This window comes from Arthrobacter sp. FW306-04-A (assembly GCF_044358315.1).
Lineage (GTDB): Bacteria > Actinomycetota > Actinomycetes > Actinomycetales > Micrococcaceae > Arthrobacter.
The window spans coordinates 4,272,840-4,287,128 of the sequence record NZ_CP084559.1 but is presented as its reverse complement, the minus strand read 5'-3'; the positions used below and the strand labels follow the sequence as shown (position 1 = coordinate 4,287,128).

14 protein-coding genes are annotated in these 14,289 nt (G+C 61.6%); 9 read left to right on the top strand and 5 right to left on the bottom strand.

Annotated features, from left to right (window positions below):
- Nucleotides 1-82 precede the first annotated feature (82 nt).
- From LFT43_RS19995 to LFT43_RS19985, 3 genes are all read left to right on the top strand, one after another.
- On the top strand, nucleotides 83-976 hold the full coding sequence (locus LFT43_RS19995) for a dienelactone hydrolase family protein (RefSeq protein WP_395799859.1): 894 nt from the start codon (nucleotides 83-85) through the stop codon (nucleotides 974-976).
- Between the two features lie 121 nt (nucleotides 977-1,097).
- Nucleotides 1,098-1,679 carry an NUDIX hydrolase gene (locus tag LFT43_RS19990; protein ID WP_395799857.1) on the top strand — a complete coding sequence of 194 codons (582 nt, stop codon included), beginning with the start codon at nucleotides 1,098-1,100 and terminating at the stop codon, nucleotides 1,677-1,679.
- A 132-nt stretch (nucleotides 1,680-1,811) separates the two neighbouring features.
- Entirely contained in the window at nucleotides 1,812-2,780 is a 969-nt protein-coding gene (locus LFT43_RS19985; RefSeq protein ID WP_395799855.1) for a DUF6602 domain-containing protein, read from the top strand.
- A gap of 118 nt (nucleotides 2,781-2,898) precedes the next feature.
- On the opposite strand, the gene LFT43_RS19980 is transcribed toward LFT43_RS19985, so the two are convergent.
- The 4 genes from LFT43_RS19980 to LFT43_RS19965 all read right to left on the bottom strand — a co-directional run bounded on the left by LFT43_RS19980 (nucleotide 2,899) and on the right by LFT43_RS19965 (nucleotide 6,664).
- Complete coding sequence (locus tag LFT43_RS19980) at nucleotides 2,899-3,495, bottom strand: hypothetical protein (protein ID WP_395799853.1); 597 nt, start codon at nucleotides 3,493-3,495, stop codon at nucleotides 2,899-2,901.
- Nucleotides 3,496-3,679: 184 nt separating this feature from the next.
- A complete protein-coding gene (locus LFT43_RS19975) occupies nucleotides 3,680-5,362 on the bottom strand; it encodes an IS30 family transposase (RefSeq protein WP_395799849.1) in 1,683 nt (560 codons plus the stop codon).
- 302 nt (nucleotides 5,363-5,664) lie between these two features.
- Complete coding sequence (locus LFT43_RS19970; RefSeq protein WP_395803185.1) at nucleotides 5,665-5,862, bottom strand: helix-turn-helix domain-containing protein; 198 nt, start codon at nucleotides 5,860-5,862, stop codon at nucleotides 5,665-5,667.
- A 127-nt stretch (nucleotides 5,863-5,989) separates the two neighbouring features.
- Nucleotides 5,990-6,664 carry a hypothetical protein gene (locus LFT43_RS19965; protein WP_395799851.1) on the bottom strand — a complete coding sequence of 225 codons (675 nt, stop codon included), beginning with the start codon at nucleotides 6,662-6,664 and terminating at the stop codon, nucleotides 5,990-5,992.
- 320 nt (nucleotides 6,665-6,984) lie between these two features.
- On the opposite strand from LFT43_RS19965, the gene LFT43_RS19960 reads away from it, so the two are divergent.
- Entirely contained in the window at nucleotides 6,985-8,667 is a 1,683-nt protein-coding gene (locus LFT43_RS19960) for an IS30 family transposase (protein WP_395799849.1), read from the top strand.
- A 400-nt stretch (nucleotides 8,668-9,067) separates the two neighbouring features.
- Here the strand turns inward: LFT43_RS19960 and LFT43_RS19955 are convergent, their stop codons facing one another.
- A complete protein-coding gene (locus LFT43_RS19955; protein WP_395799847.1) occupies nucleotides 9,068-9,511 on the bottom strand; it encodes a hypothetical protein in 444 nt (147 codons plus the stop codon).
- Between the two features lie 433 nt (nucleotides 9,512-9,944).
- On the opposite strand from LFT43_RS19955, the gene LFT43_RS19950 reads away from it, so the two are divergent.
- From LFT43_RS19950 to LFT43_RS19930, 5 genes are all read left to right on the top strand, one after another.
- Nucleotides 9,945-10,358: an SMI1/KNR4 family protein gene (locus tag LFT43_RS19950; protein WP_395799845.1), complete on the top strand. Its 414-nt coding sequence runs from the start codon at nucleotides 9,945-9,947 to the stop codon at nucleotides 10,356-10,358.
- A gap of 317 nt (nucleotides 10,359-10,675) precedes the next feature.
- Nucleotides 10,676-11,137: a DUF4265 domain-containing protein gene (locus LFT43_RS19945; protein ID WP_395799843.1), complete on the top strand. Its 462-nt coding sequence runs from the start codon at nucleotides 10,676-10,678 to the stop codon at nucleotides 11,135-11,137.
- 160 nt (nucleotides 11,138-11,297) lie between these two features.
- Nucleotides 11,298-11,879 carry a recombinase family protein gene (locus LFT43_RS19940; RefSeq protein ID WP_264636717.1) on the top strand — a complete coding sequence of 194 codons (582 nt, stop codon included), beginning with the start codon at nucleotides 11,298-11,300 and terminating at the stop codon, nucleotides 11,877-11,879.
- Between the two features lie 16 nt (nucleotides 11,880-11,895).
- On the top strand, nucleotides 11,896-13,362 hold the full coding sequence (locus tag LFT43_RS19935; RefSeq protein WP_395799840.1) for a Mu transposase C-terminal domain-containing protein: 1,467 nt from the start codon (nucleotides 11,896-11,898) through the stop codon (nucleotides 13,360-13,362).
- Nucleotides 13,349-14,260 carry an AAA family ATPase gene (locus LFT43_RS19930; RefSeq protein WP_395799838.1) on the top strand — a complete coding sequence of 304 codons (912 nt, stop codon included), beginning with the start codon at nucleotides 13,349-13,351 and terminating at the stop codon, nucleotides 14,258-14,260. The genes LFT43_RS19935 and LFT43_RS19930 overlap by 14 nt, the downstream gene beginning before the upstream one ends.
- The last annotated feature ends 29 nt before the right edge of the window (nucleotides 14,261-14,289 follow it).

The window sequence follows — 14,289 nt, the reverse complement described above, 5'->3', positions numbered from 1 at the left end:
ATGGTAGTCAGACACTGCACCACACGAGCGTTCGGGGATCCGTCAGCGTGCGCTGCTGGTGACTGGCTGAGACGATGGGCTCATGGAAGACGTGTCAGAGGACCGCAAATGGGTCCGTCGGCTCTTGGGCTTGGAACCCCCTGAGCTTCACCGCCCGACAGCAGTGCGCCGTCGCGCGCTTGGCCCGTTTGGCTCCATCGCCATGGAACGGATCGAAGTAGACACGAGCGACGATGACACCATCCCATGCCTTCTTCTGCGCCCCGAGGCACCTGTCCGAAATACAGTGATCGCCGTCCACCAGCACGCGGGCGAATTCTCGCTCGGCAAGAGTGAATTGGCCGGTCTCTGCGGAGACCCTTCGATGGCATACGGGCTCCGGCTCGCCGAACACGGAGTCCGAGTCCTCATCCCCGACCTGCTCGGCTTCGAAGAGCGCCAACGAGGCTGGACGACCGCCGGCGCGGACGACGAGCAGCTCGACGCGCTGCTGCGCATAGCGCAGGGCAGCAGCCTCCAGGCAAAGCACACCAAAGACATCGCGGCCCTGACCACGTGGCTGGTTGACGAGCCCGAGATGACCGGGAATTTGGGGATCATGGGCCATTCCCTTGGCGGTCAGGTTGCACTCTTCAGCCTTGCGTTCGATGCGCGCCTCTCCGCTGGCGTGGTCAGTTGCGGTGTGGGCACCGTTGCCTCGTTCGCGTCACACCGCATCAAACACAATCCAGCATGGTTTGTACCGGGCCTCACTGCGGCCGGGGACGTCCCTGCGGTAGCCAGAGCGCTCGAAGGACAGAGGGCGCTCGTCTCAGCCGGATCCGCTGATCCGTGGTTCCCTATTGACGGAGTGCGTGCCGTACTCGAGGGCTTCGGCCCTGGAATCTGCAACACATATCTATTCGATGGCAGGCACGAGCTCCCAGCCGAGCTGCTGGAGCTTGCCAGCTCCCACTTTGTCGACGCAATCTCGTGACAGCGCCTCTCGGGTGCCTTTCACGCCTTCGCGGCGGCAATCTTGGACATGCATGTCCAAGTGTCCGCTAAAGGATCCCTCACCGGACGCTTCGGCGGAACTCACGACGTACGGTTGGAGGATGCCTCTACCGAACATCCACGCAGACGACTCGACAACACGCTCAGAGTTCCACCCCCTCACTCCGGACCCGGTGCCAGCACTGTACGACGAGCGGGGTGTTAATGCGGCCATCCGGGATGTGTCCATCGCACACGTAGCTGAAGATGGGCTTCTGGCGTGGTTCCAGTCCACTTGGCGAGCGGATCCGCGCCCATTGGCCGCTGACGTGTGGGTGTTCTCACCAGATTTCCAGCGCATACTCGTCGTCGAGCATCGCTGGCGGGGTCTTGTGCCGCCTGGTGGACGAGTGGAACCCGGGGAGACCCCGCGCGAGGGCGCAATTCGCGAGCTTGCCGAAGAGACAGACCTTGAAGTGGCTGTTGCTGACCGTCCCGCGTTCGCTGCTGCTCGCTCATACCGATCGGATTGGTCAGCGACGCTCAACTTGTCCTATTGGGCGATCACCGACCCCGCTTTGCGGCTGCTCTCGGAGGCTGGTCAACCCGCGCATTGGATTGACGTCGGCTCGGACTGGCGTACTTTCCACCAGCAAGATGCTGCTGTGATGGCCCAGTTTGCGGAAGAACAGAGTAACTCCTAATCCCAACGGCTGTTCGCCTGCAACGCGATCCTTCACCGGACACGCGGGGAGCCAGAAGCGGCCGTTCAGGTCAGAGAAGTCAACCGCGTCGGTAGGACGCCGCTCGCCTCTTCTCTGCGAAACTTGACTGCCATGGGGCATAAACATCACCAGTGGCTGAAGGACGCCAGCCAGGACATTCAGAAGGACTACGACCAGCTATTCCGGACGGCGGCCGAATCCGGTCGAACTCAAGAAGTCGGCCACGGAAACGAACGGGTCTGGCAGCGATTCCTCCAGAATTGGCTGCCTCCGCAGTATGAGGTCGACACTCGGAAGTACATCATCGGCCCACGGGATTCGGAGGCCACGCCATTCGAGACAGACTTAGTGATCTTTAATCCCGGATACCCAAAGATGCTGCGCGGCATGAACGAGGTCATGTCCGGAGGAGTGGCCGCGGCATTCTCCACCAAGCTCACGGTCAGGCCGGACGGCCTGGACGAAGCGGCACGACACAGCGCCGCACTCCAGAAGATCGTGAGCCCCGAACGCGGGCACGCGCGACTCGAGCTTTGGAAGCCCTATGTCTTCGGTTTCCTCGCGGCCTCCCATCCCTGGAAAGGCGATGGGTCGACACCGGCCGAAAACGTGGCCGAACACCTCCACAACAATGATCTCGAACATTCACATCACCCATCCGAGAGCCTTGACCTCGTATGCGTAGCGGATTTGGGCACATGGACAAAGACGACCTATTACCTAGAACACCACGGAAACCCCGGCGACGGAGAGACAGATAAGGCCTGGTGGAACCCGGAGATGACGGCTTTCGGCGAGACCATTGCAACCTCCCACACTCATATCAAATCGAACGACGATGTGACCCCTCTGGCGCTCTTCCTCTCAGCGCTCTACGGCTTCATGTCCTGGCGGAATCCCGACATGAGCGACATCGCGAATGACTTCCGCAGGTCCAATATCGAACCGGCTGGCTCCGGCTTCTCTCGGTTTTGGCCCGCCCACAACGTGCTTAGCGACAATGCCCTTCTTGCGATGCGGGGGACTTTGTATGAAGACGCCAACCGCCTCGACTCGAAGATCCAAGGCCACTTCATCTAGCACTAGAGGCTACGAGAAGGCTAAGGCTCTATCTTCCGCAGACCAGGAAGGCTGTGCAGGCCGTCGGGCCTATCGGTCCTGGGATGCCTGCAGTCCTGGGCTCACATCTGCGGGCAGCCTACGCCAAGCGCTCTAGCCGCTCGTCGGTTACTGGCCGAGAGACATTGAGATGGTCGAAGGGGTCCTCCGCAAGAACTTCTAGCATGCCGTTTGCGCGCCGGATCCAGGCACTTCCTTGGGCATCGCGGAACGCTACTTCTACCCCGGCGCGGCGGCTCATCCCTTGCCACCCGCTCTGGACCCGGACCCGCCACGTTCCTGGCGGAACGACGAGTACGGTCTTCTGATAGGTCCATCGCAAGTCCAGGCTTGAAAGATCCTCACCTGTCCTGGCGCCTGCACCTTGGAGCAGCACAAGGCTGACTACCGCGTTGTAGATGGGCAACTGGGAATCATTTCTTACGACCAGAGAGTCGACCATATCCTCTCCCTCGACGCGGCCGCCGAACCATCCAAAGACTCGCTCGGCTTGGGTTCTCTTCAGGTGCGCCGCTCGTTCCACCTCAGCAGCGATTCGTCGCGCTCTCTCAGTGCGAAGACCGAGGATTGCAACCCACACTGCAGCACTTGTCGCAATCGCACCGGCCCAGGTCGCAACATCCCCCATGCTCATACCGAAGACCGAGACCCCCAGTTCCTCCATCTGCACTCGCATGTGGCAATGCTACTGATCATCTGCGCCCGTTCAGCGTCGCACGCCTTCGCCCCGCCCGTTAGCCGGTCCTCCAGCGGCCGCGAGGGCAGTATCAGGGGAGCGCGCTAAAAAGGCCGCCGTTCCGGCCTTTAGCAATTCCCGTAAGACCCGCCCGTAAAACTGCCCGGTGAAGGTGCGGCGGATTCTAGGGATCGACGCAACGTTCGAGTGAGTCCGGCAGTTCAGCCGGCTGCTTTCGAGTGTATCCGGAGGTGGCATGCATGGTGCTTTTTTCGGCCTGGAACAGTGCCTTGGGCGTGAGGTAACCGAGGGTCTTGCGGGGCCTGGCGTTCAGCTCGTTGCAGACGCTCTTGACATATTCATGGGTGTGTTTTGACAGGTCGGTGCCCTTGCGGAAGTACTGGCGTGCCAGCCCGTTGAAGTTCTCGTTGGCTCCCCGTTGCCAGGGGCTGGAGCGTTCTGCGAAGTAAATTTGGATGCCTGTCGCTGCGGCGAGCTCTTGGTGTCGGGCCATCTCTACGCCCTGGTCCCAGGTGAGAGTCTGCTTCAGGTGCGGTGGGAGGGGAGCGAAGGCGGCGGTGATGGCAGCGTTGGTCCGGGCCGCTGTGTGGTCGATGGGCAGATTGATGATGATTCCGTATTGGGTCTTGCGTTCCCGCAGGGTCACCATCGCCGAGGTCGAGCCGGGCCCGACGATGAGATCTCCTTCCCAATGGCCAGCTTCCGTCTTGGTCTCAATGGCCGGCGGGCGCTGGCTGATCATGGTCATGTTCCGGACGACCGCGCCGTGACCGGAGCCGGTGCGCCAGCGGTGTCTGCGGATCTTCCGTCCGGTGCGCAGCCGGGGACAGTATTTCTTATCCAAACCGCCGTCATCGTTGAAGAGCAATGCCCGGTAGATGGTCTCAGGACTCAATTGAAGGCCCGGTTCGAAGGGGAATTGCAGTGCGAGCCAGCCGCAGATCTGCTCGGGCGACCAGTGGCGATTGAGCTTGCGCTGCACGATCGCGCGAAGTCGCCGGTTCCGTCTGAGCTTCCGATCCCGTGGCCGGCGCCGCTGCTGGCTGGCGCTGTGATCTGCAGCGTGCGGGGAGTAACGGCCGTAGCCGTCGCGGTGACGGTCCAGTTCCCTTTTGATCGTTGAGGGGCAGCGTCCGAGTTCACGCCCGATGCGCCGCAGTGAGCAGTCCAGCCGGAGCAGGTCAGCGATCTGAATCCGTTCCAGCAGAGACAGGTACCGTCCGGACCCTTGAACGGGAACCCTTATATGGCTCCGCTCGGCCCGTTGGTTCCTAAGTTTCGTGCCGGCGCGTCTGCTCATACCCAACATCCTGCAGGCCTCAGCGTTGCTGGATCCGGCATTCACCAGGTCCCAGTACCGTGTCTCCGCCAGATCACGACGAGCCTTCGCCGGGGAGACCGTCTGGGCCGCCCGTGCGGCGAACAGCCGGGCGTCCTGGATTCCGGCACGATGAGCCTGGTCGAGACGCTCCTTCGCGACGGCCAGCTCCGTCTTCCGTCTTTTCTCCCATGCCGCGGCCGCGCCCGGCAGCAGCCGCAGCTCCTTCGCCACCCTCGCCGGCCCGTTCGATGCCCGCAACAGGGTGAAGCGATTGTAGAGCCAGCGGTATCCGGTCGCCCGGCTTACTCCCGCGCCCTGCGTTGCTCTCGCGAGGCCGGCGCCTTGCTGGTATGAGGCCCAGAACGCTGCCTCCACCTCCACCCCGACCTGGAAGTGATGGCGTCCGTCGTCCCGCCGGAATCTGTCCTCCCACTCGATCACTCGCGAAGAGGAGAATCCAAGCCTTGCCTCAGCGGCCTCAGTGCCAAGACCCGAGACGCGCAATTGCAGGAACGTTTCGCACAACCATCGGTAAGCTGTTTCCTTCCCGATACCCGCTGCGCGGGCTGACGGCTTGAGACCCTTTCCCTCACGAATCAGAGCAAGAAACCGTGCGCCCTCAGGCGAATCCAAACGTCGATACATAACCACAGCCCCTAATGCAGGCGTTGCTTCGATCGACAGAATCCGGGGTGCCCTAAACGCTACACTCGGGGCATGCTCATCGGATATGCCCGGGTCTCCACCCACTGTGAATCGCAGCGCTATTTGGCCTGATATTCGCAGCACTAAATGGCCGTTGAGCGCTCGCCCCTCTTCCGACGTCCTCAGTGTGTGTGCCCGGGGATGCGAGATGCCGGATCGGATGATTGCGATTCTTCGGCGGTGGCCAGGCGTATCTCAAGCCGGCATCCTAGGGCGTCGGCGTAGCGCTGCAAGGTCTCTAGCTTGACAGTGCCCTTGGTACCTCTCTCAATCTTGTGGAGCACGGAGAGACTGATCCCCATGCGTAGGGCGACGTCCATTTGTGTCAACCGCTGTCGCTCTCGCTCTGTGCGCAGCTGGGAAAGCACCGTGGTTTGCAGCTCGGTCATGATTCCTTCCGGGAGTCATCGGCGTTGAGTGGGCAGGAGGGTTCAGGATCGCTTCCGGTTATGGTGCGTACGGTGAGGGCTTGATGTGGAGCTTCCCCTTGTAGGTTCCGTCGAGGAGCTCACGCAGCATCTGCAGGTGCTTGGCGACATCGGTCATAGACGCATGGTCGAAGAAGCCTTTTGAGCCGCGGATGAACATGTTCCCTTCCACGGTTGCCACATATGATTCCGCGCTGGACGGGTCGCCGGTGGTGGTGTCGAAACGCAGGTAGAGCGTCCCGTCCTGGGACAGGTACCAACCGTGGACATCGCTGTGCGGGTGTCCGTGCCACTCGGCGTTCAGGATCTGTGCGTCGCGCACTGCGGGCATGGCGTGGCTTTTCGGCAGGGCATCGACCAGATCAGCCTGCTCCAGGGCGACTTCCTTCGCCAACTTACTAAGCAGCTGCGTATTCGAACTTCCTATGACCCTCATGATCTCCGCCTGGGGTCTGCCGGCTCGGAGCCAGTCCCTGATCGCGTTGTCCCGGTCTGTTCGCATGCGCACCTTGCGCGCTGCCCATTCGCGTTTGAAATGCTCCCGTCGCACCCTGATCCCGTCCCGAAGCCCACTAATCCGGTCCTCGTCTTCAGAGTTGAGGCGCTCCATCTCGTCCTGGGCGCGCTGCTGATCGACCTTTAAGTTCGCGAGCCGTCGGTCGAGTTCTCGGAGGTGACCCTCGCTGTTATCCATGTCGTGTTGCGACAGTATGGTGCGGTGAGACAGCTCGGGTACGCCAGATAGTTCACAGTGAGACACACATCTGCTGGACACGTCTCATGCCGAACTATCGCGCGCAACCGATCTTCATTCCAGTCATAAGGAACATGGTTGCAGTAATTCCCCCCCGGATTCTGTCGATCGAAGCAACGCCTGCATTAGGGGCTGTGGTTATGTATCGACGTTTGGATTCGCCTGAGGGCGCACGGTTTCTTGCTCTGATTCGTGAGGGAAAGGGTCTCAAGCCGTCAGCCCGCGCAGCGGGTATCGGGAAGGAAACAGCTTACCGATGGTTGTGCGAAACGTTCCTGCAATTGCGCGTCTCGGGTCTTGGCACTGAGGCCGCTGAGGCAAGGCTTGGATTCTCCTCTTCGCGAGTGATCGAGTGGGAGGACAGATTCCGGCGGGACGACGGACGCCATCACTTCCAGGTCGGGGTGGAGGTGGAGGCAGCGTTCTGGGCCTCATACCAGCAAGGCGCCGGCCTCGCGAGAGCAACGCAGGGCGCGGGAGTAAGCCGGGCGACCGGATACCGCTGGCTCTACAATCGCTTCACCCTGTTGCGGGCATCGAACGGGCCGGCGAGGGTGGCGAAGGAGCTGCGGCTGCTGCCGGGCGCGGCCGCGGCATGGGAGAAAAGACGGAAGACGGAGCTGGCCGTCGCGAAGGAGCGTCTCGACCAGGCTCATCGTGCCGGAATCCAGGACGCCCGGCTGTTCGCCGCACGGGCGGCCCAGACGGTCTCCCCGGCGAAGGCTCGTCGTGATCTGGCGGAGACACGGTACTGGGACCTGGTGAATGCCGGATCCAGCAACGCTGAGGCCTGCAGGATGTTGGGTATGAGCAGACGCGCCGGCACGAAACTTAGGAACCAACGGGCCGAGCGGAGCCATATAAGGGTTCCCGTTCAAGGGTCCGGACGGTACCTGTCTCTGCTGGAACGGATTCAGATCGCTGACCTGCTCCGGCTGGACTGCTCACTGCGGCGCATCGGGCGTGAACTCGGACGCTGCCCCTCAACGATCAAAAGGGAACTGGACCGTCACCGCGACGGCTACGGCCGTTACTCCCCGCACGCTGCAGATCACAGCGCCAGCCAGCAGCGGCGCCGGCCACGGGATCGGAAGCTCAGACGGAACCGGCGACTTCGCGCGATCGTGCAGCGCAAGCTCAATCGCCACTGGTCGCCCGAGCAGATCTGCGGCTGGCTCGCACTGCAATTCCCCTTCGAACCGGGCCTTCAATTGAGTCCTGAGACCATCTACCGGGCATTGCTCTTCAACGATGACGGCGGTTTGGATAAGAAATACTGTCCCCGGCTGCGCACCGGACGGAAGATCCGCAGACACCGCTGGCGCACCGGCTCCGGTCACGGCGCGGTCGTCCGGAACATGACCATGATCAGCCAGCGCCCGCCGGCCATTGAGACCAAGACGGAAGCTGGCCATTGGGAAGGAGATCTCATCGTCGGGCCCGGCTCGACCTCGGCGATGGTGACCCTGCGGGAACGCAAGACCCAATACGGAATCATCATCAATCTGCCCATCGACCACACAGCGGCCCGGACCAACGCTGCCATCACCGCCGCCTTCGCTCCCCTCCCACCGCACCTGAAGCAGACTCTCACCTGGGACCAGGGCGTAGAGATGGCCCGACACCAAGAGCTCGCCGCAGCGACAGGCATCCAAATTTACTTCGCAGAACGCTCCAGCCCCTGGCAACGGGGAGCCAACGAGAACTTCAACGGGCTGGCACGCCAGTACTTCCGCAAGGGCACCGACCTGTCAAAACACACCCATGAATATGTCAAGAGCGTCTGCAACGAGCTGAACGCCAGGCCCCGCAAGACCCTCGGTTACCTCACGCCCAAGGCACTGTTCCAGGCCGAAAAAAGCACCATGCATGCCACCTCCGGATACACTCGAAAGCAGCCGGCTGAACTGCCGGACTCACTCGAACGTTGCGTCGATCCCTAGAATCCGCCCCCCGTCACCGTGCATTTCATCGTGCGGGTCTTACGTACATGGCCGTGATCAGCAATTCCGCGGGCCGGTGTCATTTTCCGAAGTCGTCTGCACGATGTTCGAAGTCGTGTGCACTCCGAGGCTCCCCAACCGAAGCTCCCTGGCATAGACCGAGGGCAAGCCCTGATCACGGCCCGGTACTACGAACCATCTACGACCTTGGTACTTCTACCCGAAATTCGTGCCCGGCCGGACAACGGTATAGCCTGATCGGCTGGCATGCGAAGGCTGCTCAGCCGGTGTTTGCCGGCAGCGAACGGTTCTCCGAAGACTTGGGCTGATCAATGCAGCCAACACAATGTAGTTCGGCACCGAGAGGAAGGTATCTTCAAAGCCAAGTCGGAAGACTCGGCTACTGAAACGGAATGATGATGGTCGTATTGACCTGATCCAACGTAATCAGATCCTGGTTTTTACCTTCGTAAAACGTTCCATCCGTTCCTGCGAGAAACAGACGTAAGTTGAAATTCCAGGTGTCGTGGCCGTTAGGCTTGATTATCACTCCAACCTTTCCGGCCCGAACGGTGTTCCACGTCACGCCGGCGACGAGCATGGACAAGGGAACAAACCTGTCGGCGCCGTCGCGAATTTGGTCCTGGTCGTCAAGATGATTCAATGTTGAGCTCAAATGCATCCATGGATTCAGCAATGGGTCGCTGCCAACGACCAGCTCTACCGTCGTATCCCAGTCCTTGCCGTCTCCCTGACTAGTGAAGACAGCGAAACCCCCATAAATAACAGACTCCGGGGTCGGTGGACCTGTTAACCAGCCATTGTTGCTTGGAATAATCTGCACAATTCCCCCTCGGTGTAATTGGCTCCGACAGTCAGATGCTCCTCGCCGACGTGGTGCCTGTCAATAAGCCCTTGTTCACCTCCAGCCCCATAGGACCTCATTCAGGGCTCGCATGCGTTTCTCTGGATCCTCCTTCTTAGCGTCGAAACAATCGACGAGCCAGTCGGCCGATCTCCACGGCGTAGTCACAAATCTCGATAACGAAGGATTCCGAGAACACACCGAATCGAGAATCCCGGGATCGATCGCTCATCGAAGTGGCGCGACGTCTGTGACTCGCAGCGATAAATGGCGGTCTATTCGCAGCGCTATTTGTCACCCGGTAGCGCACAGGGGGATCCTTCAAGAGAGGTCAGTGCCCGCTCCTTCGGTGTCCGATCGGAATTGGCAAGCGAGCGAGACGGAACCGATCCGGCATGATGGTGCCATGCTCGTGGACGAAATTCAGCGCTGGGGAAATGTCACCTTCGGCGCCCCAGCATCAGCGGACGCTATCCAAGCGTGCGAAGCCCAACTCCGTCACAAACTCCCTGACCACCTTCGGCGACTCCTGGCTGAGACGAATGGCATCGAGGGCGAATACGGGCTTGGCCTGCTTTGGAGCACGCAGCGGATTGCTAGCGATAACGCCTACTTCCGGAACGACGCTGACGTCCGGGAATCCTTCATGCCGTTCGCCGGTCTTGTCTTCTTTGCTGACGCCGGCAACGGTGACCAATTTGCCGTTTCTCTCAGCGGAAATCACGAGGTCTACGCCTGGAACCACGAGGACGACAGCCGGGCATGGGTCGCGCCGACTGTCATGCGCTATCTCGAGGAATGGATGACCGGGAGACTCAAAGTCTGATGGGCTCGATCGCGACGGTGCTGGAACCCCGTTCTCCAAGCACGGAAGACGGGAAGATCGCGGGCGTCGAACTCCTTCGAGGCCCCTCAAATCCTCGGCATTCTGGCTGCATTGACGATCTCTGAGGACAGGGTGCATATCCTGTATTTCTGACAGCGACGATTTCATATGGACGAATTCTGACAACCAGGAGGGTCTCAGGTAATGGCGCATATCCACGGTACTGAATTGGCGCGGTTGAAGGCCGAGGTGTCGGTGCCGCAGCTGCTGGAGGGCCGCCGGTCGGGTTGGTGGACTTCGATCTACGGTGGCCCGTGATGACCAGGATCGCGACTCATCCGACCCCGGTGCGCCGAGCAGTGCCGAGTTTCATGCTGCGCGCCGTGGTCGATGACGTCGGGGGCGGCGATAGTTTCGAGCAGCTCTGGACCGAGCGAGTGGGCGACGATCGCTTCGAGCTTTCTTGCATTCCGTTCTTCGCCTACGACATGGCTCTCGGCGATGTTGTGCGCGCCGAGGCTGCGACCGGTTACGTGATCCAGTCTGTCGTTCAGCGATCGGGCAATGGAGTTGTGAGGGTCGCCGTCAAGCGGCCCGAGGACGTCGACGCGGTCCACCTGCGGCTGCATGACCTACTCGGCCGGTTGGAGTACTTGTGCGAGTGGTTCGCGCCGGGCTATGTGGCCATCAGCCTTGAGCCGGGGCGGTCACATGAGGAGTTTTTCACCGGACTCGCAGAGTTAGGCGAGAGCGTAGAGATCGAACGGGTTCTGGTCTAGAACCTCAACTGCAGTGGCTCAGCGGAGCGTCTCTCAGGCATCTCAGATACGACCGATTGTGAGACTGTCGACGAGTGTATTTTCAATCCCGGCGTGTCTTGTCTCATGATCCGTGTCCGCGATCTATGTATTGGGAGCGACGTTTGCGTTACATTTGAGCGTGGCTTTGATCGGGTACGCGCGTGTATCAACCAGGGAACAGCACCCCCAGGGTCAGACAGACGCTCTCGAAGCGGCCGGCTGCAAGAAGATCTTCGTTGATCATGCCTCCGGTGTCCTCGCGCGTCGGCCCGCTCTTGACCAGATGCTTGAATACGTCCGGGACGGGGACACCTTGGTCGTCACCAAGCTGGACCGGCTGGGCCGCTCAGTGCGGAACCTCAAACAGCTCGCAGACGATCTGCAGCAGCGCGGGATCGGCCTGCGTGCTCTCTCGCAGGGAATTGATACGACGACCCCCGGCGGGCGGCTGTTCTTCCATATGCTCGCCGCGATCGCGGAGTTTGAACATGATCTGATCGTCGAGCGAACCCACGACGGCCTCGCGGCCGCCCGCGCACGCGGACGCAAGGGCGGCCCGAAGTTCAAGATGACTGCGACCAAGATTTCCCAGGCACGGGCGATGTATGACTCGAAGGAGCACACCGTGCAGGAAATCGCGGACACGTTCGGGGTGTCACGGCCCACGATTTACCGCCATCTGCAGGCTCCGCCCGACGTCCCTTCAAGCCTGGCGCGGTAAGTCAAAGGAAGCGGCGGTGTTGCGGGCCCAGTTCTCAGCCGAAGACCGTGTAGTCCTGCTGCGCCGTCACCTGGATGAGGGGGTCCCGCTCACGCGGTTGGCAGCCGAGGCCGGTGTCCCGGTCCGGACTCTTCGCCGGTGGAGGTCCCGGTACCGCGACGGCGGCACCGTCGCCAGCCTGCAACGCACGCCACGCTCGGACCAGGGAAAGCGTGAGGTCCCGCAGGAGCTCATCGAAGCGGTGGAAGGACTCGCCTTGCGCCGGCCCGCGCCGACCGTTGCGTTCATCCACCGCCGGATCGCCGACATTGCCTCAGCCCGGGGAATCTGCGCACCCAGTTACTCGACCGTCCGGGCGCTGGTGGCCGCCATCGATCCTGGGCTGAAGACACTCGCCCATCAAGGCGACAGCGCATACCGGGACGCCTTTGAGCTGGTCTACCGGCGAAGCGCCAGCCGCCCGAATGAACAGTGGCAGGCCGACCACACACTCCTCGACATCGAGGTCATCGACGAGAAAGGCCGCACCGCGCGGCCGTGGCTGACTGTCGTACTCGATGATTACTCCCGAGCCGCCGCCGGCTACACCGTGTTCCTCGGCGCTCCCAGCGCCGAGCAGACCGCCTTGGCGCTTCATCAGGCCATCCGCGGGAAAGCTAACCGGGACTGGCCAATCATGGGTCTGCCGGAGATGCTGTATAGCGATCACGGCTCTGACTTCACCTCTACCCGGCTGAACCGGGTCTGCCTCGATACGCATATTCGGCTGATCCATTCCCAGCATGGAGTGCCGCAGGGGCGCGGGAAGATTGAGCGGTTCTACGGGACTATCACGACCGAGCTCCTGCCGCACCTTCCCGGGTACATCCCTCACAGTACCCGCGGCCGACCAATCAGTGCAGCGGAGCTGAAACTGGAGCAACTCGACGGGATCCTGGAGACATTCATCGTGTCCGAATACAACCAGCGCCCGCACTCTTCCACCGGCGAGTCACCGGTGCAGCGCTGGGGCGCCTCAGGATTCATCCCCAGAATGCCGGCCCACCCTGAAGACCTCGACCTGCTGCTGTTGACCGTGGCGACGGCACGGAAGGTGCAGCGCGACGGGATCCAGTTCGCTTCCACCCGCTACGTCTCTCCGGTCCTGGCGGCATACGTCGGCGAACAGGTTACCGTCCGCTACGACCCACGCGACGTCGGTGAAATCCGGGTCTACTTCAACGATGAGTTCCTCTGCCGCGCCGTTGCCCCCGAGCTGGCGGCCGAAGCAATCACCCTCGAGCAGCTGCGCGGCGCCAGGGCCCACAGAAGGCGCGAGCTCAAGCAACAACTGCGCGACCGGCGCAGCCTTGCCGATGCCCTGCCAAACGACACCCGCTACGCCCCGCCGGCCACACTGGAGGCTCCTCTTACGCCCCCAGACAGAACCGCTGCTCCCGAGCTTCCCAAGCGAATCAGGCTGCGTGTTTATGAAACCGACTAACCGTGGCAGACGAAGTGTTCTCAGCGGAAAGGACGACGGCCGAAGGTTCCTCTCGGGCAGCTTCGACGAGGTCAACGACGGCGCTCCGCCACTGCCCCCGGATCAGCCCTCCTTCCTCGCCACCAGGGAACACCGCCGATTCACCGAATTTGCTGACACCGTTCGCCAACACCGCTACATCGGCCTGTGTTGGGGACCGCCGGGGGTGGGAAAGACACTCTCGGCGCGCCACTACGCAGCAGTGGACGAATGGGACACGTGGCAAGCCGCCATCGACCAGGAGGTCGGGCCCGTCCCGAAAAGCATCCTCGACGCACGGACCGCATTCTTCACACCCACTGTGGCAGCGACAGTCCGGCAGATCGACCAAGGCCTGCCGCGTGCATGCCAGGAGATTTCCTTTGCACTCGACTACGCGGAGCATGGCGTCGTTGACCCATTCGTTCACACCGAGTCCCGCTCCAGCGGTCGAACCGAGCTGCTGATCATCGATGAGGCCGACCGGCTGAAGGCAACCGGCCTCGAACAGGTGCGGGACTACTACGACCGGCACACTATGGGCCTGATCCTCATCGGCATGCCAGGCATAGAAAAGCGTCTGGCGCGCTACCCCCAGCTCTACAGTCGGATTGGATTCGCCCACGAATACCGACCCCTCAGCCGGGACGAACTCACTGCCGTTCTCGCCAAACGTCTCCCCGTCGTGGCCGAAAGCACCGACGAAGGACTCGCCCACGCCACGGCCGTCGCGACCATCATCCGGATCACCGGCGGAAACTTCCGCCTGGTCGACAGACTCCTCACCCAGATCAAACGCATACAAACGCTCAACAACCTTGACGCACTTTCGCCTGAGGTCGTCGATGCCGCGAGGGAAACCCTAATCATCGGCCACTAAGCGCTGCGAATTAAGTGCCAAATAGCCCT

Excerpts from the sequence above, each read along its gene's own strand:
- LFT43_RS19965 (WP_395799851.1), bottom strand. The coding sequence starts at position 6,664 with ATGGATAACAGCGAGGGTCACCTCCGAGAACTCGACCGACGGCTCGCG.
- LFT43_RS19995 (WP_395799859.1), top strand. The coding sequence starts at position 83 with ATGGAAGACGTGTCAGAGGACCGCAAATGGGTCCGTCGGCTCTTGGGC.
- LFT43_RS19985 (WP_395799855.1), top strand. The coding sequence starts at position 1,812 with ATGGGGCATAAACATCACCAGTGGCTGAAGGACGCCAGCCAGGACATT.
- LFT43_RS19930 (WP_395799838.1), top strand. The coding sequence starts at position 13,349 with ATGAAACCGACTAACCGTGGCAGACGAAGTGTTCTCAGCGGAAAGGAC.
- LFT43_RS19980 (WP_395799853.1), bottom strand. The coding sequence starts at position 3,495 with ATGCGAGTGCAGATGGAGGAACTGGGGGTCTCGGTCTTCGGTATGAGC.
- LFT43_RS19990 (WP_395799857.1), top strand. The coding sequence starts at position 1,098 with ATGCCTCTACCGAACATCCACGCAGACGACTCGACAACACGCTCAGAG.
- LFT43_RS19945 (WP_395799843.1), top strand. The coding sequence starts at position 10,676 with ATGACCAGGATCGCGACTCATCCGACCCCGGTGCGCCGAGCAGTGCCG.
- LFT43_RS19970 (WP_395803185.1), bottom strand. The coding sequence starts at position 5,862 with ATGGACGTCGCCCTACGCATGGGGATCAGTCTCTCCGTGCTCCACAAG.